This is a genomic window from Parabacteroides sp. KHUB-02 (genome assembly GCF_056640955.1).
The window spans coordinates 2,820,401-2,841,597 of the sequence record NZ_JBWQEV010000001.1 but is presented as its reverse complement, the minus strand read 5'-3'; the positions used below and the strand labels follow the sequence as shown (position 1 = coordinate 2,841,597).

Annotated in this window: 36 protein-coding genes; 34 read left to right on the top strand and 2 right to left on the bottom strand. The window is 42.9% G+C overall.

Annotation, left to right across the window (positions count from 1 at the left end; genetic code table 11):
* Nucleotides 1-241 precede the first annotated feature (241 nt).
* The 34 genes from rpsL (at nt 242) to eno (ending at nt 19,700) form a co-directional block, all read left to right on the top strand.
* On the top strand, nt 242-652 hold the full coding sequence (gene rpsL / locus ACYIA1_RS12605) for a 30S ribosomal protein S12 (RefSeq protein WP_005853956.1): 411 nt from the start codon (nt 242-244) through the stop codon (nt 650-652).
* A gap of 153 nt (nt 653-805) precedes the next feature.
* On the top strand, nt 806-1,282 hold the full coding sequence (gene rpsG, locus ACYIA1_RS12600; RefSeq protein WP_005853957.1) for a 30S ribosomal protein S7: 477 nt from the start codon (nt 806-808) through the stop codon (nt 1,280-1,282).
* Nucleotides 1,283-1,304: 22 nt separating this feature from the next.
* On the top strand, nt 1,305-3,431 hold the full coding sequence (gene fusA, locus ACYIA1_RS12595; RefSeq protein ID WP_009017971.1) for an elongation factor G: 2,127 nt from the start codon (nt 1,305-1,307) through the stop codon (nt 3,429-3,431).
* Between the two features lie 22 nt (nt 3,432-3,453).
* Entirely contained in the window at nt 3,454-3,759 is a 306-nt protein-coding gene (gene rpsJ / locus ACYIA1_RS12590) for a 30S ribosomal protein S10 (RefSeq protein WP_005853961.1), read from the top strand.
* 19 nt (nt 3,760-3,778) lie between these two features.
* A complete protein-coding gene (rplC, locus tag ACYIA1_RS12585; RefSeq protein WP_005853963.1) occupies nt 3,779-4,396 on the top strand; it encodes a 50S ribosomal protein L3 in 618 nt (205 codons plus the stop codon).
* Complete coding sequence (gene rplD / locus ACYIA1_RS12580; protein WP_005853966.1) at nt 4,396-5,025, top strand: 50S ribosomal protein L4; 630 nt, start codon at nt 4,396-4,398, stop codon at nt 5,023-5,025. The genes rplC and rplD overlap by 1 nt, the downstream gene beginning before the upstream one ends.
* 11 nt (nt 5,026-5,036) lie before the next feature.
* Nucleotides 5,037-5,330 carry a 50S ribosomal protein L23 gene (gene rplW / locus ACYIA1_RS12575; RefSeq protein WP_005853968.1) on the top strand — a complete coding sequence of 98 codons (294 nt, stop codon included), beginning with the start codon at nt 5,037-5,039 and terminating at the stop codon, nt 5,328-5,330.
* 8 nt (nt 5,331-5,338) lie between these two features.
* Complete coding sequence (rplB, locus tag ACYIA1_RS12570; protein ID WP_005853970.1) at nt 5,339-6,163, top strand: 50S ribosomal protein L2; 825 nt, start codon at nt 5,339-5,341, stop codon at nt 6,161-6,163.
* Nucleotides 6,164-6,183: 20 nt separating this feature from the next.
* Complete coding sequence (gene rpsS, locus ACYIA1_RS12565) at nt 6,184-6,453, top strand: 30S ribosomal protein S19 (protein ID WP_005634738.1); 270 nt, start codon at nt 6,184-6,186, stop codon at nt 6,451-6,453.
* Nucleotides 6,454-6,505: 52 nt separating this feature from the next.
* Nucleotides 6,506-6,916, top strand: coding sequence for a 50S ribosomal protein L22 (gene rplV, locus ACYIA1_RS12560; protein WP_005853972.1), 411 nt, complete (start codon nt 6,506-6,508; stop codon nt 6,914-6,916).
* A 7-nt stretch (nt 6,917-6,923) separates the two neighbouring features.
* A complete protein-coding gene (gene rpsC / locus ACYIA1_RS12555; protein WP_005853974.1) occupies nt 6,924-7,658 on the top strand; it encodes a 30S ribosomal protein S3 in 735 nt (244 codons plus the stop codon).
* A 20-nt stretch (nt 7,659-7,678) separates the two neighbouring features.
* Complete coding sequence (gene rplP, locus ACYIA1_RS12550; RefSeq protein ID WP_005853976.1) at nt 7,679-8,113, top strand: 50S ribosomal protein L16; 435 nt, start codon at nt 7,679-7,681, stop codon at nt 8,111-8,113.
* 5 nt (nt 8,114-8,118) lie between these two features.
* Nucleotides 8,119-8,316: a 50S ribosomal protein L29 gene (gene rpmC / locus ACYIA1_RS12545; protein WP_005853979.1), complete on the top strand. Its 198-nt coding sequence runs from the start codon at nt 8,119-8,121 to the stop codon at nt 8,314-8,316.
* Between the two features lie 9 nt (nt 8,317-8,325).
* On the top strand, nt 8,326-8,583 hold the full coding sequence (rpsQ, locus tag ACYIA1_RS12540) for a 30S ribosomal protein S17 (protein WP_005853980.1): 258 nt from the start codon (nt 8,326-8,328) through the stop codon (nt 8,581-8,583).
* A gap of 1 nt (nt 8,584) precedes the next feature.
* The gene (rplN, locus tag ACYIA1_RS12535) at nt 8,585-8,950 is read left to right on the top strand and encodes a 50S ribosomal protein L14 (protein ID WP_005853982.1); all 366 of its coding nucleotides are present in this window, start codon (nt 8,585-8,587) and stop codon (nt 8,948-8,950) included.
* A 19-nt stretch (nt 8,951-8,969) separates the two neighbouring features.
* Nucleotides 8,970-9,290: a 50S ribosomal protein L24 gene (gene rplX, locus ACYIA1_RS12530; protein WP_005853984.1), complete on the top strand. Its 321-nt coding sequence runs from the start codon at nt 8,970-8,972 to the stop codon at nt 9,288-9,290.
* On the top strand, nt 9,290-9,847 hold the full coding sequence (rplE, locus tag ACYIA1_RS12525) for a 50S ribosomal protein L5 (protein WP_005853986.1): 558 nt from the start codon (nt 9,290-9,292) through the stop codon (nt 9,845-9,847). Before rplX ends, rplE begins: the two co-directional genes overlap by 1 nt.
* Nucleotides 9,848-9,853: 6 nt before the next feature.
* Nucleotides 9,854-10,123: a 30S ribosomal protein S14 gene (gene rpsN, locus ACYIA1_RS12520; protein WP_005853988.1), complete on the top strand. Its 270-nt coding sequence runs from the start codon at nt 9,854-9,856 to the stop codon at nt 10,121-10,123.
* Between the two features lie 58 nt (nt 10,124-10,181).
* A complete protein-coding gene (rpsH, locus tag ACYIA1_RS12515) occupies nt 10,182-10,577 on the top strand; it encodes a 30S ribosomal protein S8 (RefSeq protein WP_005634758.1) in 396 nt (131 codons plus the stop codon).
* 16 nt (nt 10,578-10,593) lie between these two features.
* On the top strand, nt 10,594-11,145 hold the full coding sequence (gene rplF / locus ACYIA1_RS12510; RefSeq protein ID WP_005853990.1) for a 50S ribosomal protein L6: 552 nt from the start codon (nt 10,594-10,596) through the stop codon (nt 11,143-11,145).
* 21 nt (nt 11,146-11,166) lie between these two features.
* Entirely contained in the window at nt 11,167-11,511 is a 345-nt protein-coding gene (rplR, locus tag ACYIA1_RS12505) for a 50S ribosomal protein L18 (protein ID WP_005853992.1), read from the top strand.
* Entirely contained in the window at nt 11,511-12,029 is a 519-nt protein-coding gene (gene rpsE / locus ACYIA1_RS12500; RefSeq protein WP_008773758.1) for a 30S ribosomal protein S5, read from the top strand. Before rplR ends, rpsE begins: the two co-directional genes overlap by 1 nt.
* A 17-nt stretch (nt 12,030-12,046) precedes the next feature.
* A complete protein-coding gene (rpmD, locus tag ACYIA1_RS12495) occupies nt 12,047-12,223 on the top strand; it encodes a 50S ribosomal protein L30 (RefSeq protein ID WP_005853996.1) in 177 nt (58 codons plus the stop codon).
* Nucleotides 12,224-12,252: 29 nt separating this feature from the next.
* Nucleotides 12,253-12,699, top strand: a complete 447-nt coding sequence (gene rplO / locus ACYIA1_RS12490; RefSeq protein ID WP_005853999.1) for a 50S ribosomal protein L15 — start codon at nt 12,253-12,255, stop codon at nt 12,697-12,699.
* A gap of 3 nt (nt 12,700-12,702) precedes the next feature.
* A complete protein-coding gene (gene secY / locus ACYIA1_RS12485) occupies nt 12,703-14,043 on the top strand; it encodes a preprotein translocase subunit SecY (RefSeq protein WP_005854004.1) in 1,341 nt (446 codons plus the stop codon).
* A gap of 4 nt (nt 14,044-14,047) precedes the next feature.
* Complete coding sequence (gene map / locus ACYIA1_RS12480) at nt 14,048-14,833, top strand: type I methionyl aminopeptidase (protein WP_005867121.1); 786 nt, start codon at nt 14,048-14,050, stop codon at nt 14,831-14,833.
* A 10-nt stretch (nt 14,834-14,843) separates the two neighbouring features.
* A complete protein-coding gene (infA, locus tag ACYIA1_RS12475) occupies nt 14,844-15,062 on the top strand; it encodes a translation initiation factor IF-1 (protein WP_005854007.1) in 219 nt (72 codons plus the stop codon).
* Nucleotides 15,063-15,075: 13 nt separating this feature from the next.
* Nucleotides 15,076-15,192 (top strand): type B 50S ribosomal protein L36, encoded by a 117-nt coding sequence (gene ykgO / locus ACYIA1_RS12470; RefSeq protein WP_005645768.1) that lies wholly within the window; start codon nt 15,076-15,078, stop codon nt 15,190-15,192.
* A 35-nt stretch (nt 15,193-15,227) separates the two neighbouring features.
* On the top strand, nt 15,228-15,608 hold the full coding sequence (rpsM, locus tag ACYIA1_RS12465; protein ID WP_005854010.1) for a 30S ribosomal protein S13: 381 nt from the start codon (nt 15,228-15,230) through the stop codon (nt 15,606-15,608).
* 11 nt (nt 15,609-15,619) lie between these two features.
* Nucleotides 15,620-16,009: a 30S ribosomal protein S11 gene (rpsK, locus tag ACYIA1_RS12460; protein ID WP_005634781.1), complete on the top strand. Its 390-nt coding sequence runs from the start codon at nt 15,620-15,622 to the stop codon at nt 16,007-16,009.
* Nucleotides 16,010-16,132: 123 nt separating this feature from the next.
* On the top strand, nt 16,133-16,738 hold the full coding sequence (gene rpsD, locus ACYIA1_RS12455) for a 30S ribosomal protein S4 (RefSeq protein ID WP_211743559.1): 606 nt from the start codon (nt 16,133-16,135) through the stop codon (nt 16,736-16,738).
* 12 nt (nt 16,739-16,750) lie between these two features.
* Entirely contained in the window at nt 16,751-17,743 is a 993-nt protein-coding gene (locus ACYIA1_RS12450) for a DNA-directed RNA polymerase subunit alpha (RefSeq protein WP_005867125.1), read from the top strand.
* Nucleotides 17,744-17,750: 7 nt separating this feature from the next.
* Nucleotides 17,751-18,236, top strand: coding sequence for a 50S ribosomal protein L17 (gene rplQ / locus ACYIA1_RS12445; protein WP_057319302.1), 486 nt, complete (start codon nt 17,751-17,753; stop codon nt 18,234-18,236).
* Nucleotides 18,237-18,416: 180 nt separating this feature from the next.
* On the top strand, nt 18,417-19,700 hold the full coding sequence (gene eno, locus ACYIA1_RS12440) for a phosphopyruvate hydratase (protein ID WP_005854019.1): 1,284 nt from the start codon (nt 18,417-18,419) through the stop codon (nt 19,698-19,700).
* 132 nt (nt 19,701-19,832) lie between these two features.
* Here the strand turns inward: eno and ACYIA1_RS12435 are convergent, their stop codons facing one another.
* Nucleotides 19,833-20,186, bottom strand: coding sequence for a DUF4907 domain-containing protein (locus tag ACYIA1_RS12435; protein ID WP_008778715.1), 354 nt, complete (start codon nt 20,184-20,186; stop codon nt 19,833-19,835).
* Entirely contained in the window at nt 20,173-21,174 is a 1,002-nt protein-coding gene (locus ACYIA1_RS12430) for a Kelch repeat-containing protein (RefSeq protein WP_008773751.1), read from the bottom strand. The genes ACYIA1_RS12435 and ACYIA1_RS12430 overlap by 14 nt, the downstream gene beginning before the upstream one ends.
* Nucleotides 21,175-21,197: the final 23 nt, after the last annotated feature.

Here is a 21,197-nt window from a genome sequence, read left to right as displayed (position 1 = left end):
GACGCATGAAACTTATCGGTAAATAGAGATAGTAAATGTTAAATATCAATAAATACAACAAGAGCCTACCTTGCCAAACGGGAACAAATATGTACCTTTGCACCGTTTTTAGTGCGGAGTATACGAAAAAAACAGGCACAACTTATTGATTGTCCGAAAATAATGCGTAACTTTGCGGCTCGAAATAGGAAAAGATTAGATAAATAATAATAACACATTCAAAGTTTAAAAAAAGAAAGAAATGCCTACAATTCAGCAATTAGTTAGAAAAGGAAGGGAAACTTTGGTGGAGAAGGGTAAATCACCCGCATTGGACGCTTGTCCTCAAAGACGTGGCGTTTGCGTACGTGTTTACACTACGACTCCGAAGAAACCTAACTCTGCAATGCGTAAAGTAGCGAGAGTACGTTTGACAAATGGTAAGGAAGTTAACTCCTATATTCCGGGAGAAGGACACAACTTGCAAGAGCACTCTATCGTATTGGTACGTGGTGGTCGTGTAAAGGACCTTCCGGGTGTGCGTTATCACATCGTACGTGGTACGTTGGATACAGCGGGTGTTAACGGCCGTACGCAAAGACGTTCCAAATATGGAGCTAAGCGTCCGAAACCGGGTCAAGCAGCAGCTGCCGCAAAAGGTAAGAAGAAGTAATTAATTACATGCCTTCAAACTGAGATTTAAATTTAAGTATTAAAACAGGTTTGAGTTATTTGGATAGGCTATAAGGTTGAGTAAATGGTTCAGCGGAACCGTTGAAGACAAATTAAAGGCAACCAACGACAAGAACAAATTTTTGAAAACAAAATGAGAAAAGCAAAACCAAAGAAAAGACAGATCCTTCCGGATCCTGTTTTCGGTGATGTAAAGGTTACGAGATTCGTTAACCATTTGATGTATGATGGCAAGAAAAATACTGCCTTCGAAATTTTCTATTCCGCTTTGGAAACCGTTAAGGGCAAATTGCCTAACGAGGAAAAGTCCGCTCTCGAAATTTGGAAAGCTGCGCTTGATAACATTACTCCTCAAGTCGAAGTTAAGTCACGCCGTGTAGGTGGTGCTACATTCCAAGTCCCTACTGAAATCCGCCCGGATCGTAAAGAGTCAATTTCTATGAAGAACCTTATTATCTTCGCACGTAAACGTGGAGGTAAGACTATGGCTGACAAGTTGTCTGCAGAGATTGTAGATGCTTTCAATAACCAAGGTGGCGCATTCAAAAGAAAAGAAGATATGCACCGTATGGCTGAGGCTAACCGTGCGTTCGCTCACTTCAGATTTTAATTTTTAAGGCAATAAAAAGAATATGGCAAACAACGATAAGCAATTGATGTTCACTAGGAACATCGGTATCATGGCTCACATTGACGCTGGTAAGACAACGACTTCTGAACGTATCTTGTTTTACACAGGTTTGACACACAAGATCGGTGAGACTCATGATGGTACTGCTACAATGGACTGGATGGCGCAGGAGCAGGAGCGTGGTATCACGATTACTTCCGCTGCTACGACTACATTCTGGAACTATTTGGGCAACCGTTATAAAATCAACTTGATTGACACTCCGGGACACGTAGACTTCACGGTTGAGGTTGAACGTTCTCTTCGTGTATTGGATGGTGCTGTTGCTACATTCTGTGCCGTAGGTGGTGTTGAGCCCCAGTCTGAGACTGTATGGCGTCAGGCTGATAAATATAATGTGCCTCGTATCGGTTACGTTAACAAGATGGACCGCTCGGGTGCTAACTACTATGAGGTAGTACGCCAATTGAAGGACGTATTAGGAGCTAATCCTTGTCCGATCCAGATCCCTATCGGAGCTGAGGAGACTTTCAGGGGTGTTGTCGACTTGATCAAGATGAAGGCTATCTTCTGGCACGACGAGACTATGGGTGCCGAGTATAGCGTAGAGGAGATCCCGGCAGACTTGCAAGCTGAGGCTGAGGAATGGCGCGACAAGATGCTTGAGGCTTTGGCTGAGTGCGACGACGCTATCATGGAGAAATACTTCGATGATCCTTCTACGATCACGGAAGAGGAGATCATGGTTGCTATCCGCAAGGGTACGTTGGCTATGCAGATCAACCCGATGACTTGTGGTTCTTCTTTCAAGAACAAAGGTGTACAGACTTTATTGGATGCAGTTTGCGCGTTTTTGCCTTCTCCTGAAGATACTCCGGCTATCGAGGGTACGGATCCTTCAGATCCTGATAAAATAATCACTCGTAAACCTTTGTTCGAGGAGCCGTTGACGGCGTTGGCATTTAAGATCGCTACCGACCCGTATGTAGGTCGTTTGTGCTTCTTCCGTGTATACGCAGGTTCTATCAACGCTGGTTCTTATGTGTTGAACACTCGTTCCGGAAAGAAAGAGCGTATCTCGCGTTTGTTCCAGATGCACTCTAACAAGCAGAACCCGATGGAGGTGATTGGTTGTGGTGATATCGGAGCAGGTGTTGGTTTCAAGGATATCCGTACAGGTGATACGCTTTGCGACGAAAACCATCCGATCACATTGGAGTCTATGGAATTCCCGGAACCGGTTATCGGTATCGCTGTAGAGCCTAAGACTCAGAAAGACATGGATAAGTTGGGTATGGGCTTGGCTAAGTTGGCCGAGGAGGATCCTACTTTCCGCGTACAGACAAACGAGGAGACAGGTCAGACCGTTATTAGCGGTATGGGTGAGCTTCACTTGGATATCATCATCGACCGTTTGCGTCGTGAGTTCAAGGTTGAATGTAACCAAGGCCGTCCGCAGGTTACTTATAAGGAGGCTATCACGCAGCCGGTTGAGCTTCGCGAGGTTTACAAAAAGCAATCTGGAGGTCGTGGTAAGTTCGCAGATATCATCGTTCGTATGGAGCCGGCAGACGAGAGCTTCGAGGGTACTTTGCAATTCATCGATGAGGTGAAGGGTGGTAACATTCCTAAGGAATTCATCCCGTCCGTACAGAAAGGTTTCGAGAAGGCTATGAAGAACGGTGTGTTGGCTGGTTATCCGCTTGACAAGTTGAAAGTGACTTTGATCGATGGTTCTTTCCACCCGGTAGACTCAGACCAGTTGTCTTTCGAGATCGCTGCTATCCAAGCGTTCAAGAACGCTTCCGCTAAGGCAGGTCCTGTATTGATGGAGCCGATCATGCAGATGGAGGTTGTTACTCCAGAAGAGAGCATGGGTGACGTTATCGGTGACTTGAACAAGCGTCGTGGACAAGTTGAGGGTATGGAGACTAGCCGTACGGGAGCTCGTATCGTGAAGGCTAAGGTTCCATTGGCTGAGACATTCGGTTATGTGACAGCTTTGCGTACGATTACTTCAGGTCGTGCTACATCTTCAATGCAGTTCTCACACTACGCTCAAGTATCCTCTTCTATCGCTAAGCAAGTATTGACAGAGGTGCAAGGTCGCGTTGATTTGATCAAATAATATTTAGAAACATATAATAAATATGAGCCAAAAGATCAGAATTAAATTGAAGTCTTACGATTATTCTCTGGTAGACAAGTCTGCCGAGAAGATCGTAAAGACGGTAAAGGCTACAGGTGCTATCGTTAGCGGTCCTATACCTCTTCCTACGCACAAACGTATCTTTACAGTGAACCGCTCTACTTTCGTTAACAAGAAATCTCGTGAGCAGTTCGAACTCTCTTCTTATAAGAGATTAATCGATATCTATAGCTCAACTGCGAAGACAGTTGACGCTTTGATGAAGCTAGAATTACCTAGCGGTGTAGAAGTAGAAATTAAAGTGTAAGTTTTTAACAATTAGTGAAATGCCAGGATTATTAGGAAAAAAAATCGGAATGACATCCGTTTTCAGTGCCGAGGGAAAAAATCTTCCATGCACTGTTATCGAAGTGGGTCCTTGTGTGGTTACACAGATCAAGACTTTGGAGAAAGATGGCTATGAAGCTGTACAGTTGGGTTTCCAAGAGAAGAAAGAGAAGCACACGACACAGCCTGAGATGGGTCACTTCAAGAAAGCCGGTGTAGCACCTCAAAGACACTTGGCCGAGTTCAAGAATTTCGAAACTGAGTACAAGTTGGGTGACGTGATCACTGTAGACTTCTTGGAAGACGCAGGTTTCGTGGATGTAGTGGGTACATCAAAGGGTAAAGGTTTCCAAGGTGTAGTAAAACGTCATGGTTTTGGTGGTGTAGGTCAGACTACTCACGGTCAGCATAACCGTGCTCGTAAGCCGGGTTCTATCGGTGCTTGTTCTTACCCCGCAAAGGTATTTAAGGGCATGCGAATGGGCGGCCAGATGGGTAACGAACGTGTAACCGTTCAGAATCTTCAAGTGATCAAGGTAATGCCGGAACACAACCTTTTATTGGTAAAGGGATCTGTTCCAGGAGCAAAAGGTTCAATCTTATTAATTGAAAAGTAATGGAACTGAGCGTATTTAATATTAAAGGTGAAGATACCGGAAGAAAGGTAACTTTGAACGATGCGATCTTCGGCATTGAACCCAACGATCATGCTATTTACTTGGACGTAAAGCAGTATTTGGCAAATCAACGTCAGGGAACGCATAAGTCTAAAGAGAGAAGCGAAGTATCTGGTAGTACACGTAAGCTGATCCGTCAGAAAGGTGGTGGTGGCGCACGTCGTGGTGATATCAACTCTCCGGTGTTGGTTGGTGGTGGCCGTGTATTCGGTCCGAAGCCTCGTGATTATGAGTTCAAGCTGAACAAGAAAGTAAAATCTTTGGCTCGTAAGTCAGCATTGAGCTACAAGGCAAAGAACAATGCGATTGTTGTCGTAGAGGATTTCACAATGGAAGCTCCTAAGACTAAAGAATTTATAACAATTGCTAAAAACTTGAAAGTGGCTGATAAAAAGTTACTTATGGTTTTACCGGAGAAGAATAATTTAGTATATTTGTCCGCTCGAAATTTAGAGAAGGCAAGTGTAATAACTGCTTCTGAACTAAATACATACGCTGTGTTAAACGCTGTTAATTTGGTTTTAACGGAAAGTTCAGTCGCTGTTGTTGAACAAAATTTTAAAGCATAAGGAGTAGAATAATGGGAATTATTATTAAGCCTATAGTAACTGAGAAACAAACAGCGATCACAGAGAAATTTCCGAATCGCTATGGTTTTCGTGTTTCTCCTGATGCCAACAAATTGGAGATAAAGAAAGCTGTAGAGGACATGTACAGTGTTACAGTAGTTGATGTTAACACCATCAACTACTCTGGAAAGCGTAAAAGCCGTTATACAAAATCAGGTATCATCAACGGCAAGCAAGCTGCTTTCAAGAAAGCGATCGTAACGTTGAAAGAAGGAGAAACAATTGATTTCTTTAGTAATATCTAAAAAGAGAAATGGGAATACGTAAATTAAAGCCCACGACACCGGGGCAGAGACACAAAGTTATTGGTGCATTTGATAAAATCACTGCAAGTACACCAGAGAAGTCTCTTGTAGTAGGTAAGAAGAGTACAGGTGGACGTAACAACACTGGTAAGATGACAATGCGTTATATCGGTGGCGGTCACAAACAAAAGTACAGAATTATCGATTTCAAGAGAAACAAAGATGGCATTCCTGCGACAGTAAAGTCTATCGAGTATGATCCTAACCGTTCATCTCGTATCGCTTTGTTGTATTACGCTGACGGAGCAAAGAGCTATATCATCGCTCCGAACGGATTGGAAGTTGGCCAAACAGTGGTTTCAGGTAGCGACGCCGCTCCTGAGGTAGGTAATACTTTGCCTATGGCAAATATTCCCGTTGGTACTATTATTCACAATATTGAGCTTCGTCCTGGACAGGGTGCCAAAATGGTACGTTCCGCAGGTGCATTCGCTCAGCTGACTTCAAAGGAAGGCGCTTATGCGATTATTAAGATGCCTTCTGGTGAAACTAGAAAGATTCTTGCGGCTTGTAAGGCTACAATTGGCGCAGTTGGCAACTCAGACCATGCTCTTGAAAAATCAGGTAAGGCCGGTCGCTCTAGATGGTTAGGTCGTCGTCCTCGTAACCGTGGTGTTGTTATGAACCCGGTTGATCACCCAATGGGTGGTGGTGAAGGTCGTTCTTCCGGAGGTCATCCTAGATCCCGTAATGGCTTATATGCTAAGGGCTTGAAGACTAGAGCTCCTAAGAAGCATTCTTCAAAGTATATTATTGAAAGAAGAAAGAAATAATCTGATTAATTAAGTAAACTATGAGTCGTTCGCTAAAAAAAGGCCCGTATATTAATGTAAAGCTTGAGAAGAAAGTTCTGGCAATGAATGAGTCAGGAAAGAAAGCCGTAGTTAAGACATGGGCAAGAGCTTCAATGATTTCGCCTGATTTCGTAGGCCATACTATTGCAGTTCATAATGGAAATAAATTTATTCCTGTTTTCGTAACCGAGAATATGGTAGGTCACAAGTTGGGAGAGTTCTCACCGACACGTACTTTCCGCGGTCACGCCGGTAACAAGAAGAAATAATATCGGTAGTAACAGGAATTCAGGAATCTGAAAATAAAAAGAATCGAATAAAATGGGTGCTAGAAAAAGAATATCAGCTGAAGCAAGAAAAGAAGCCCAAAAGACCATGTATTTCGCGAAGTTGAACAATGTTCCTACCTCTCCTCGTAAGATGCGTTTGGTAGCAGACATGATTCGCGGTATGGAAGTATTCCGTGCGCTTGGTGTTTTGAAGTTTTCTAACAAGGAAGCTGCAGCAAGAGTAGAAAAATTGCTTCGTTCAGCAATCGCAAACTGGGAACAGAAAAATGAACGTAAAGCAGAAGCAGGAGAGTTATGCGTATCTTCAATCAGCGTTGATTGCGCTACTACGTTGAAGAGAATGCGTCCGGCTCCTCAAGGAAGAGGTTACAGAATTCGTAAACGCTCGAACCACGTAACTCTGTTTGTTGATACACTTAGTAAAAACGATAGTCAAAATTAATTTGTAGATGGGACAAAAGGTTAATCCGATTAGTAATCGTTTAGGAATTATCCGTGGTTGGGATTCCAATTGGTATGGCGGTAAGAATTACGGGGATACTTTGCTGGAAGATAGCAAAATCCGTAAATATTTGAATGCCCGTCTTGCAAAAGCTAGTGTATCTCGTATCGTTATTGAACGTACGCTTAAGTTGATCACGATCACTGTTTGTACGTCGCGTCCGGGTATCATCATCGGTAAAGGTGGTCAGGAAGTTGATAAGTTGAAGGAAGAGTTGAAGAAGATCACTGATAAAGAAGTGCAGATCAACATCTTCGAGGTGAAGAGACCTGAATTGGACGCTGTTATCGTAGCAAACAACATCGCACGTCAGCTTGAAGGTAAAATCGCATATCGTCGCGCGGTAAAGATGGCTATCGCCTCTACCATGAGAATGGGCGCCGAGGGTATAAAGATTCAAATCTCTGGTCGTTTGAATGGTGCTGAAATGGCTCGTTCGGAAATGTATAAGGAAGGAAGAACTCCGTTGCACACTCTTAGAGCAGATATCGACTATGCTTTGGCTGAGGCCTTGACAAAAGTTGGTTTGCTGGGTGTTAAGGTTTGGATCTGCCGTGGTGAGGTTTATGGCAAGCGCGATCTTGCTCCTTCTTTCACTGCTGCCAAGGAGACAGGCCGTAGAAACGACAATGCCGGTGGCAACAGAGACAAGAACTTCAAGAGAAAAAGAGCTAATCGTTAAACGTTAGAATTTAAGTAGAGATGTTACAACCAAAGAAAACCAAGTTCAGAAGACAGCAGAAAGGTCGCATGAAGGGCGAAGCTCAACGTGGCAACCAGCTGGCCTTCGGTTCTTTTGGAATAAAGTCATTAGAGAATAAATGGATTACCGGTCGTCAGATCGAGGCTGCCCGTATCGCCGTTACACGTTATATGCAACGTCAGGGTCAGGTTTGGGTTCGTATCTTCCCGGATAAGCCAATCACGAAGAAGCCTGCAGAGGTTCGTATGGGTAAAGGTAAAGGTAATCCCGAGGGATTTGTTGCGCCTGTTACTCCGGGTCGTCTGATTTTCGAGATCGAAGGTGTTCCCTTTGATATCGCTAAGGAAGCGTTGCGCCTTGCCGCACAAAAACTTCCGGTTACAACCAAGTTTGTTGTGAGACGTGATTATGACATGCAAAATCAAAATGCGTAATTGTTATGAAGATTGCAGAAATTAGAGAACTAAGCACGAAAGAGTTGCTAGAGAGAGTAGATGCAGAGGTTGCGGCCTATGATCAGAAGAAGATTAACCATAGCATCTCGCCTATGGATAATCCTTCTCAGATTAAACAGCAACGCAGATTGATTGCGCGCATGAAAACAGAATTGCGCCAGAGAGAACTTAACAACAAATAATTGAGCCTGATGGAAACTAGAAATTTAAGAAAAGAAAGAACGGGCGTGGTAACGAGCAACAAGATGGATAAAAGCATCACGGTTGCCATTAAATGGAAGGAAAAACACCCCATTTATGGAAAGTTCGTTAATAAGACGAAGAAATATCATGCTCACGACGAAAATAACGAATGCAACATTGGCGATACCGTAAAGATTATGGAGACTCGTCCTTTGAGCAAGACTAAAAGATGGAGATTAGTTCAAATAATCGAAAGGGCTAAGTAAGATGATACAACAAGAATCAAGACTAGTAGTAGCAGATAACAGTGGAGCTAAGGAAGCTTTGTGTATCCGTGTTTTGGGCGGTACGAGAAAGCGTTATGCCACTGTAGGTGATGTGATCGTAGTAGCAATCAAAAGCGTAATCCCAGCTAGCGACGTTAAGAAGGGTGCTGTTTCTAAGGCTATCATCGTTCGTACTAAGAAAGAGATCCGCCGTCCGGATGGTTCTTATATCCGTTTCGATGATAACGCTTGCGTATTATTGAATGCCGGTGGCGATATCCGTGGTAGCCGTATCTTCGGTCCGGTTGCCAGAGAGCTTCGTGCAACAAACATGAAAATTGTATCACTTGCACCTGAAGTGCTTTAATCTCGTAAAATTTAAAGTAATGAGTAAATTACATATCAAAAAAGGCGATATAGTATTTGTTAATGCCGGCGAGGACAAAGGTAAGACAGGTCGTGTTTTACAGGTACTTGTAAAAGATAATCGTGCGATTGTCGAAGGTATTAATGTGGTATCAAAGCATACCAAGCCTAATGCGAAGAATCCTCAAGGAGGAATCGAAAAGAAGGAAGCTCCTATTCATCTTTCTAACCTTAACGTGGTTGACCCGAAATCTGGTAAAGCTACACGTATCGGCCGTAAGTTGAATGAGAAGGGTGCTTTAGTGCGTTATTCTAAAAAATCAGGGGAGGAAATTAAGTAATGAGCAATACTGCCAGTCTTAAGAAAGAATACCAAGACAGAATTGTTCCTGCCTTAACGAAGGAGTTCGGTTACAAATCCGTGATGCAGGTACCTGTTTTGAAGAAAATCGTGATTAATCAGGGATTAGGTATGGCTACGGCTGACAAGAAGATCATCGATATCGCTATCAGCGAGTTGTCTACGATCACCGGTCAAAAAGCTGTCGCTACCGTATCTAAAAAGGATATCTCTAACTTTAAGTTGCGTAAGAAGATGCCGATCGGTGTGATGGTGACATTACGTCGTGAGCAGATGTACGAGTTCTTGGAGAGACTTGTTCGTGTCGCTCTTCCTCGTATCCGCGACTTCAAGGGAATTGAGAGTAAGTTAGACGGAAGAGGCAATTATACACTCGGTATTCAGGAACAAATCATTTTTCCTGAAATAAATATCGATAATATTACCAAAATATTGGGAATGAATATTACCTTTGTGACCTCTGCGAAAACAGACGAAGAAGGTTATGCTCTTTTGAGAGAATTTGGATTGCCTTTTAAAAACGGAAAAAAAGACTAAGTAGTTATGGCTAAGGAATCAATGAAGGCCCGTGAGGTTAAAAGAGCAAAGCTTGTTGCTAAGTATGCCGCTAAAAGAGCTCAGCTTAAGGCAGAAGGTAACTATGAGGCTTTGCAGGCTTTACCTAAAAATGCTTCTCCTGTACGTTTGCACAACCGTTGCAAGATTACAGGACGTCCGAAAGGGTATGTACGCCAGTTCGGTATTTCTCGTATCCAATTGCGTGAAATGGCATCTAATGGTTTAATCCCGGGTGTAAAGAAAGCAAGTTGGTAAGAGTTTTTTTAGTTTAAATATTGTCCGGGTGGCCGGATCAATTTAATTAATTATTTATATGACAGATCCTATTGCAGATTATTTGACAAGATTGCGTAACGCAATCAAAGCGAAGCACAGAGTTGTTGAGGTGCCGGCGTCAAATTTAAAGAAAGAGATCACTAAGATCCTTTTCGACAAGGGCTACATTCTTAATTTTAAGTTTGTAGAGGATGGTCCTCAAGGTACGATCAAGATCGCCTTGAAGTATGACCTAGTAAACAAAGTTAATGCGATTAAGAAACTTGAGAGAGTTTCTACGCCCGGTTTGCGTAAGTACACTGGTTACAAAGAAATGCCGAGAGTATTGAATGGTTTAGGTATTGCTGTTCTTTCTACTTCTAAAGGTGTGATGACTGACAAAGAGGCCCGCGATCTGAAGATCGGTGGCGAGGTATTATGTTACGTTTATTAATTAGGAGGGAAGAAGAATGTCAAGAATAGGAAAATTACCAATTCATGTACCGGCTGGTGTTACAGTTACAATTAAGGATAATGTAGTAACAGTTAAAGGCCCTAAAGGTGAACTTGTACAGGAAGTGAATCCTGATATTAACGTTACTTTGGAAGACGGAGTTATCCATTTAACAAGACCTACTGATGATAAGAATCATCGTGCGTTACACGGTTTGTATCGCTCTTTGATCAACAACATGGTTGTTGGCTGCTCAGAGGGATATAAGAAGGAGCTTGAGTTAGTAGGTGTTGGTTACCGTGTTTCAAATACAGGTCAGTTATTGGATCTTTCTTTAGGTTATACTCACAATATCTATTTGCAGTTGCCGAAGGAAGTGAAAGTTGAGACGAAGTCTGAGAGAAATAAGAACCCTCTTATTATCCTTGAATCGGCTGACAAACAATTATTAGGTCAGATTTGCGCGAAGATCCGTTCATTCAGAATGCCTGAACCGTATAAAGGTAAGGGTATTAAGTTCGTGGGTGAAGAGATTCGTAGAAAGTCTGGTAAGTCAGCAGGTAAGTAATCTACGTAAACTGAAATTATCATGACAACGAAGCTAGAAAGAAGATTAAAAATAAAAGCAGGCGTACGCGGCAAAATCTCAGGAACTACTGAGCGTCCGCGCCTGACTGTGTTTAGAAGCAACAAGCAAATCTACGCACAGGTGATAGATGATACTACAGGCAAGACTTTAGCCGCTGCTTCATCTTTGAAATTAGATGTTAAGGCTCCGAAAAAGGAGATCGCTGCTAAGGTTGGTGAATTAATCGCTAAAGGCGCTCAGGAAGCTGGCGTTCAGACAGTGGTTTTCGACCGTAATGGTTACCTGTATCACGGGAGAATTAAAGAATTAGCAGATGCTGCACGTAACGGCGGCCTTAAATTTTAATGAAGATGGCAAATAATAGAGTTAAATCGACCAACGACTTAGAGTTGAAGGACAGACTGGTTGCAATCAACCGTGTAACTAAGGTTACAAAAGGTGGACGTACATTCAGTTTTGCTGCTATCGTTGTAGTAGGAAACGAGGATGGTATCGTTGGCTGGGGATTAGGTAAAGCCGGTGAGGTAACGACAGCTATCGCTAAAGGTGTAGAAGCAGCTAAGAAGAACTTGATCAAGGTTCCGGTACACAAAGGTACGATCCCTCACGAACAATTAGCTAAATTCGGTGGTGCTCAAGTGCTGATTAGACCGGCATCTCACGGTACCGGTGTTAAGGCTGGTGGTGCTATGCGTGCCGTATTGGAGAGCGTAGGTATTACAGACGTTTTGGCAAAATCTAAAGGTTCTTCCAACCCTCATAACTTGGTGAAAGCTACTATCGCTGCGCTAGGTGAGTTGAGAAGCCCGTTCGATGTTGCTCAGAACAGAGGTGTTGCTGTTGAAAAAGTATTTAGAGGTTAATTAGGGAGGATAAGTTTATGGCGACTATTAAAGTAAAGCAAGTTAAAAGTAGAATTAAATGCCCGAAAGACCAAAAGAGAACGCTTGACGCACTAGGGCTGAGAAAGATGAACCAGATTGTAGAGCATGAAGCTAATCCGGCGATCTTAGGTATGGTTGAGAAAGTGAAACATTTGGTTTCTGTAGAAAAGTAATAATTGGTTGAAAAAATAAATTATACGATATGAATTTATCAAATTTAAAACCGGCTGAAGGATCTACCAAGACCAGAAAAAGAATCGGACGTGGTCCGGGTTCAGGATTAGGCGGAACTTCAACAAGAGGTCATAAAGGTGCCAAGTCTAGATCTGGCTACAAGAACAAGATTGGTTTCGAAGGTGGTCAGATGCCTATTCAAAGACGTTTGCCTAAATTCGGTTTCAAGAATATTAACCGTGTAGAATATAAAGCTATTAATATCGATACTTTGCAACAAATGGCAGAGGCTAAGCAATTGACTAAGATTGGTATTAATGAATTGATGGAGGCTGGTTTCATCTCTTCTTCTCAAGTGGTTAAAATTCTTGGTAACGGTAGCTTGACCGCTAAGTTAGAGGTTGAGGCTCACGCTTTCTCTAAGAGCGCAGAGGCAGCTATCCAAGCCGCAGGTGGAACAGTCGTTAAACTCTAAGTCATGAGAGCTGTTGAAACAATCAAGAATATCTGGAAGATTGAGGATCTGAGAAATCGGATCCTCACCACTCTTTTATTGGTGGCTATATACCGTTTTGGTACGTATGTAGTGCTTCCGGGTATCGATCCCAAAGCGTTGACCGCTTTACAGGAGCAGACAAGAGGCGGATTGCTTGCACTGTTGGATATGTTCTCAGGTGGAGCCTTTTCTAACGCATCTATTTTTGCGTTGGGAATCATGCCATATATCTCCGCTTCAATTGTTATGCAGTTGTTAGCCATCGCAGTTCCTTCTTTCCAAAAATTGCAGAGAGAGGGTGAGAGTGGCCGTAGAAAAATCAATCAGTGGACTCGTTACTTGACGATAGCGATCTTGTTATTCCAAGGTCCTACTTACTTGGTGAATTTAAGCGTTCAGCTTAAGGCTGCCGGCGCTGCTTTACCGGGTGGTATTTGGTTCACGATCTCATCTACGATCATCTTGGCTGCGGGAAGTATGTTTATCTTATGGCTAGGTGAAAGAATTACAGATAAAGGTGTTGGAAATGGTATTTCATTTATCATTTTAGTTGGTATTATAGCCCGTCTGCCGCACTCTTTGTTCCAAGAATTCGTTTCTAGAACAAGTGAGAAAACCGGTGGTCTGGTTATGTTCTTATTTGAGATGCTGTTCCTTTTGCTTGTTATCGCTGGTGCGATTTTATTGGTACAAGGTACTCGTAAGGTCCCCGTGCAATACGCAAAAAGGATTATCGGTAATAAACAATATGGTGGCGCACGTCAGTATATCCCTTTGAAGGTGAATGCCGCTAACGTAATGCCTATCATCTTCGCTCAGGCGATCATGTTTATTCCTATCTCAATTGTAGGTTTCTCTAGTACGGGAGAGCAGAGCGGTTTTTGGGCTGCTTTCATGGATAATACGGGATTTTGGTACAACTTCGTGTTTGCGGTGTTGATTATCCTGTTTACGTATTTCTATACGGCTATCACGATCAATCCGACCCAGATGTCAGATGATTTGAAGAGAAACAATGGTTTTATTCCGGGTGTGAAACCGGGTAAGAATACCAAAGACTATCTGGATACCATTATGGACCGTATTACTTTGCCGGGTGCTTTTTTCCTTGCGTTGGTTGCTATCATGCCCGCTTTCGCTAGAATTGCCGGTGTAAGTATGGAGTTCTCCCAATTCTTTGGTGGTACATCTTTGTTGATTTTGGTTGGTGTGGTGTTGGATACATTGCAGCAAGTTGAAAGTCATTTGCTAATGCGTCATTATGACGGTTTGTTGAAGTCAGGAAGAATTAAAGGCCGTACAGGCTCTGTTGCCGCTTATTAATAGAATGATCTATTTAAAGACAGATGAAGAGATTGAGTTGATGCGTGAGGCTAATCAACTGGTGGGTAAGACACTTGGCGAGGTAGCTAAGCATATTGTCCCCGGAGTCTCCACACTTCAACTTGATAAGATTGCGGAAGAGTTCATTAGAGATAATGGTGCTGTTCCGGCTTTTTTGGGATATGGTGGTTTCCCTAATTCAATATGTGCCTCAGTGAATGATCAGGTGGTGCATGGTATTCCTTCTTCTAAGATGATCTTGAAAGAGGGTGACGTGATCTCTGTGGATTGTGGGACGATATTGAATGGTTTTGTCGGTGACTCCGCTTACACTTTCTGTGTAGGTGAGGTTGCGCCGGAAGTGAAGAAATTGTTGAAAGCGACGAAGGATTCACTTTATTTAGGTATCCAATGTGCTGTTGAAGGTCACCGTTTGGGTGATATCAGTAATGCGATTCAGACTTATTGCGAGTCTCAAGGTTACTCTGTCGTAAGAGAGCTGGTGGGACATGGTATAGGTCGGAAAATGCATGAGGAACCGGAAGTGCCTAATTATGGCAGACGTGGATGCGGACCGTTATTGCGTAACGGAATGTGTATCTGCATCGAGCCGATGATCAACATGGGAAGCAAGAACGTTGCATTTGAGAAAGACGGATGGACGGTTCGCACAAAGGACAGAAAGCCTTCTGCTCATTTCGAGCATTGTATCGCTATACGTCCGGATGGTCCCCAGATCTTATCTTCATTTAAGTTTTTAGAGGAAGTTCTAGGAGAAAACGCAATTTAATTGGATTTATATGGCTAAACAATCAGCAATAGAGAAAGATGGAGTAATTGTAGAAGCATTGTCAAACGCGATGTTTCGTGTAGAATTGGAGAACGGACATGAAATTACCGCTCATATCTCAGGAAAGATGCGTATGCATTACATTAAGATCCTTCCGGGGGATAAGGTAAGAGTAGAAATGTCTCCGTATGATCTATCGAAAGGTAGAATTGCTTTTAGATACAAATAAAATTAAACACGATATGAAAGTAAGAGCATCTTTAAAGAAGCGTACACCTGAGTGCAAGATAGTAAGAAGAAAGGGTCGCTTATACGTAATTAACAAGAAAAATCCTAAGTATAAACAACGTCAAGGATAATTTATTATTTTTGCAAAATAATCTAAGTAAGTAATATGGCTATAAGAATAGTTGGTGTAGACTTGCCACAAAATAAAAGAGGAGAAATCGCTTTGACTTATATCTATGGTATTGGTCGTAGCGCTGCAAAATCCGTATTAGATAAGGCTGGGGTTGATCGTGATATCAAAGTTAAGGATTGGACAGACGATCAAGCCGCAAAGGTTCGTGAAGTCATTGGCGCTGAGTACAAGGTTGAAGGTGACCTTCGTTCAGAAGTTCAGTTGAACATCAAGCGTCTGATGGATATTGGTTGCTACAGAGGAGTTCGTCATCGCCTTGGTTTGCCTTTGAGAGGCCAAAGCACGAAGAACAACGCTCGTACTCGTAAGGGTAAGAAGAAAACTGTTGCAAATAAGAAAAAAGCTACTAAATAATAAGAGTTAATATGGCAAAGAAAACAGTCGCAGCAAAGAAGAGAAACGTAAAAGTTGACGCTTACGGTCAAGCTCATATTCATTCTTCTTTTAACAACATTATTGTGTCTTTAGCGAATAGCGAAGGACAAGTAATCAGCTGGTCTTCCGCTGGTAAGATGGGATTCAGAAGCTCTAAGAAGAATACTCCTTATGCAGCTCAGATGGCAGCACAGGATTGCGCTAAAGTAGCTTATGATCTTGGTTTAAGAAAGGTGAAAGTATTCGTTAAGGGTCCGGGTAACGGTCGTGAGTCCGCTATCAGAACGATCCATGGCGCAGGTATCGAGGTAACAGAAATCGTTGATGTTACACCGCTTCCTCATAACGGATGTCGTCCTCCGAAAAAGAGAAGAGTATAATTAATTATAGTTTCTTAAACATTGAATCCGGAATTGTGAATAGATTGCATATTGACCTTATCCTCTCTGTAATCGCGGCTGCACGGTTCCAGATTCAAACAGAACATTTAAAAAAATAAAAAAATGGCAAGATATACTGGACCAAGAACAAGAATTGTCCGTAAGTTTGGTGAGGCAATATTCGGTGCGGATAAAGTTCTTTCTAAGAAGAACTATCCTCCTGGACAACATGGTAACTCCAGAAAAAGAAAGACTTCTGAATACGGTATCCAGCTTCGTGAGAAGCAAAAAGCAAAATACACTTATGGCGTATTGGAGAAGCAATTTAGAAACTTATTCGAAAAAGCTTCACGCTCTAAAGGTATTACCGGTGAGGTGCTTCTTCAATTGTTAGAAGGCCGTCTTGACAATATGGTTTATCGTTTGGGTATGGCCCCGACAAGAGCCGCAGCTCGTCAGTTGGTTTCTCATCGTCACATTACAGTAGACGGAAGTGTTGTAAACATTCCTTCTTACTCTGTAAAACCCGGTCAGGTTATTGGTGTTAGAGAAAAATCTAAATCCATGGAGGTTATTGCCGACGCATTGTCAGGCTTCAACCACAGCAAGTATCCTTGGATTGAGTGGGATCAGTCTTCAATGAGCGGAAAATTACTGCATCTGCCGGAAAGAACTGACATTCCTGAAAACATTAAAGAGCAGTTGATCGTAGAATTGTATTCTAAATAATAATTGATTTCCATGGCGATATTAGCATTTCAAAAACCCGATAAAGTATTAATGTTGGAAGCGGACAATTTCTTCGGAAAGTTTGAATTTCGTCCGTTGGAACCCGGCTATGGTATTACAATAGGTAATGCTTTACGTCGTATTCTCCTGTCGTCACTTGAAGGTTTTGCTATTACATCCATTAAGATCGACGGGGTTGACCATGAATTTGGTACAATCCCGGGTGTTATCGAGGATGTAACAAACATTATCTTGAATCTGAAGCAAGTTCGTTTCAAGCATATCGTAGACGACATCGAGAATGAAAAAGTGAGTATTACTGTTTCGGGTTCGGAAGTGTTCAAAGCCGGTGATATTGGTAAGCAACTGACTGGATTCGAGATATTGAATCCAGATTTGGTTATTTGCCGCTTGGATCCGACCGCAAGTTTCCAGATTGAATTGACTATTAATAAAGGTCGCGGTTATGTACCCGCAGATGAGAACAGAGACCCGAACGCAGATATGCATGTGATCGCTATCGACTCTATCTTCACTCCGATACGTAACGTAAAATATTCAATCGAGAACTTCCGTGTTGAACAGAAGACGGACTACGAGAAGTTGGTTCTTGAAATAGCCACAGATGGTTCTATTCATCCGAAGGAAGCGTTGAAGGAAGCAGCGAAGATTCTGATTCATCATTTCATGTTGTTCTCAGATGAAAAGATTGCGATCGAGACAGCGGATACTGAAGGCAATGAAGAGTTCGATGAAGAAGTACTTCATATGCGTCAGTTGCTTAAGAGCAAGCTGGCTGATATGGACCTTTCCGTTCGTGCATTGAATTGCTTAAAGGCCGCAGATGTTGAAACATTAGGTGAGTTGGTTAAGTTCAATAAGAATGATTTGTTGAAATTCCGTAACTTCGGTAAGAAGTCGCTCACTGAACTTGATGAACTGCTTGAGAGCTTGAACCTTTCATTCGGTATGGATATCACAAAATATAAATTAGATAAAGAGTAAGTAAACGATGAGACATAATAAGAAATTCAATCATTTAGGTCGTACAAATACTCACCGTGACGCAATGCTTTCGAATATGGCTTGTTCTTTGATCAAGCATAAGAGAATCTTTACTACGACAGCAAAGGCAAAAGCGCTACGTAAGTATGTAGAACCACTTATCACGAAGTCTAAGGAGGATACAACTCACTCTAGACGTGTGGTATTTAGCAATTTGCAAGACAAATTTGCTGTAACAGAGTTGTTCAAGGAAATTGCTCAGAAGATCGGTGATCGTCCGGGTGGTTATACCAGAATTATCAAGACTGGTAACCGTTTAGGTGACAACGCAGCTATGTGCTTTATTGAGTTAGTAGACTATAACGAAAATATGTTGAAGGATACAGCCGCTAAGAAAGCTCCTAAAACAAGACGTTCTCGTAAAAAATCAACTGCAGCGGTTACTGAGGCTCCTGCAGCTGAAGCAGCTAGCGAGGAAAAAGCAGCTGAATAAGCAAGTTTTTTATAATCATATAAGAAAAGCGATCCGTATCACACGGATCGCTTTTTTTGTTTATTAGCGAATTGATAAATTTGATGAGTTATAAGGAACATTCCTTGCTTGGCTATTGTTATATTTGTGAAAAAGAAAAGTAAGACATCATTGAACAACTAATAAAACAAATATAGTAATATGGAAATTGTAAAAGTAGTAGGTAGAGAGATCCTTGATTCACGTGGTAACCCGACAGTAGAAGTAGACGTACATTTGGCTTCCGGTGCATTCGGTCGTGCGGCTGTACCTTCTGGCGCTTCTACCGGTGAGAACGAGGCTATCGAGTTACGCGATGGCGATAAGAATCGCTACGGTGGCAAAGGCGTTCTCCGTGCCGTGGATAATGTAAATAAGGTAATCGCTCCCGCCATTTTAGGAATGAGCGCCTTGAATCAAAGAGAGATAGACCATAAGTTGCTGGATTTGGATGGTACAAAGACAAAATCAAATCTAGGAGCTAACGCTATGTTAGGTGTATCGCTTGCCGTAGCGAAGGCAGCGGCTAATTATCTGGATCTGCCTTTATATCGTTATATCGGTGGAACAAATACCTACGTGTTGCCGGTTCCTATGATGAACATTATCAATGGAGGTTCTCACTCCGACGCTCCGATCGCTTTTCAGGAATTCATGATTCGTCCGGTAGGTGCGAAGAGTTTCCGTGAGGGGCTTCGTATGGGCGCAGAGGTTTTCCATGCGTTGAAGAAAGTATTGCACGATCGTGGCTTGAGCACGGCTGTAGGTGATGAGGGCGGTTTCGCTCCGGCATTGGATGGTACGGAAGATGCCTTGAATTCTATTATGGCCGCTATCAAAGCCGCTGGATATGAGCCGGGCAAGGATGTGACGATAGCCATGGATTGCGCTGCTTCCGAGTTTTATCACGATGGTGTGTATGATTATACGAAATTCGAGGGTGAGAAAGGCGCTAAGCGTAACGCCCAGCAACAAGTCGCTTATCTGAGTGAGTTGGTGAACAAATACCCGATTGATTCTATCGAGGATGGTATGGACGAGAATGACTGGGCCGGTTGGCAAATGCTAACCTCCACGCTAGGCGGAAAATGCCAGTTGGTAGGTGATGACTTGTTCGTTACAAACGTAGAGTTCTTGAAGAAAGGTATTGAGAAGGGTTGTGCGAACTCCATCTTGATCAAGGTAAATCAGATCGGTACATTGAGCGAGACATTAGACGCTATCGAGATGGCCCACCGTAATGGCTACACATCCGTGACTTCCCACCGTTCCGGTGAGACAGAGGATGCTACGATCGCCGATATCGCCGTAGCTACCAACAGCGGACAAATCAAGACCGGCTCCTTAAGCCGTTCCGATCGTATGGCGAAATACAACCAGTTGCTTCGTATCGAGGAGGAATTGGGTTCCTTGGCTGTTTATGGTTATAAGACTTATAAGAAGTAATTTTCATTATTTGCTTGAGAAATGGGGGAGTTCACCTATCAAGGTGGACTCCCTTTTTCTTTTTAGTGGAAAAAACGAAGCAAACCTACTAATCAATAGCCAGCCTGCTCCAAACATTTAATGATTATAAATCTATTGCCCTAAATAAGAGAGTGAATGTTGTATCTCTTCTCTAGAGACCGAGAAGTTCCTGTTCCCGGCCAATTTATTTAATACGAGTGTGCCTATGTTTTCTGCGCTTTCCTTATCCGGGAACGCAATTACCGTATCAATAGAGGGAATGGTGGGTTGGTAAATCAACACCTTTCCGTTCATCCTAATCTGGTACCCCCAGCCATCCCCCGATTGAAATGTTTGCAACTCCAGTTGCCGCCCGGGAGAAGACCCCATTTCTTCACCCCGGAAAAAAGATAAATAAAACAGTAATACCGGCAGTACCACTAGGCCCGGTACGAACCAAGCCCGTCCTTTCTTAGTACTCATCATCGTCATATTCATTCGGGTGAAGTTCCCAAATATCATCAAATTGAGTGGTACCACTTTTGCCGGATACTACGAATCCTTTCTCGCCAGAGGAGAAAGATGCTGTCGCCGTACGGGCAGTTCCCTTGAATTTAGCCACGTTTTCCCATAGATCGGTGGCCGGATAATATTTCCAAGTGTCGCTACGTAGGCTTCCGCTCTCACCGCAAGTCAGATAAGCGGCTCCATCAATCACGAAAGCAACCCCGTTCGTACGTGTGATCGTATAATCATCGTCATAATCCTCGTCCGAGGAATCCGATATATCCCTAAGTTGGGTCCATGATTCCGTGCTGGGATCGAATTTCCAGAAATCGTCTACATATTCGCCGTTATTTTGTCCGCAACATACATAAGCGATTCCATTTATCACGAAGCTGGTAGCGCCCTGACGCTTTGTCCCGCCGATACTGATCGTTTGCGTCCAGCTATTTGCCGCCGGATTAAAGGCATAAAAGTCTTTTAGGTAATTCCCGTCGTATCCGCATCCGATATACGCTTTACCGTTTACCCCGAAGGCCACGGCTCCATATCGGCCCGAGCCGGGGAAATCCGCTTTCTGTGCCCACGTATTGGTGGTCGGGTTAAATTCCCAGAAGTCATTCAAGTAATTGGTACCGTCGTATCCGGTTCCCAGATATCCCTTTTCATCTACCGCCATAGCTACGGCCGAATTGCGGGCGGTTCCGGGAAAGTCCGCCTTTTGCGTCCAAGTATCTCGTTCCATATCATATTCCCAACAATCCGATAAACGATTTTTTCCGTCGTTTCCGCAAATCAGATATCCTTTGTTACCGATCGTGAAAGAGGAGGCGTAATTTCGCGCCAATCCGTCCATGTCAGAGACACGGTACCACTTACCGATCAAATCATCGTCATCATCATCACTGCAAGCGCTGATGATGACAGGAAGAAAAGCGATCAAGAATACAAGAATCCTTTTGTGTATCATTCTAACTACGTGTTTTGTTTTTA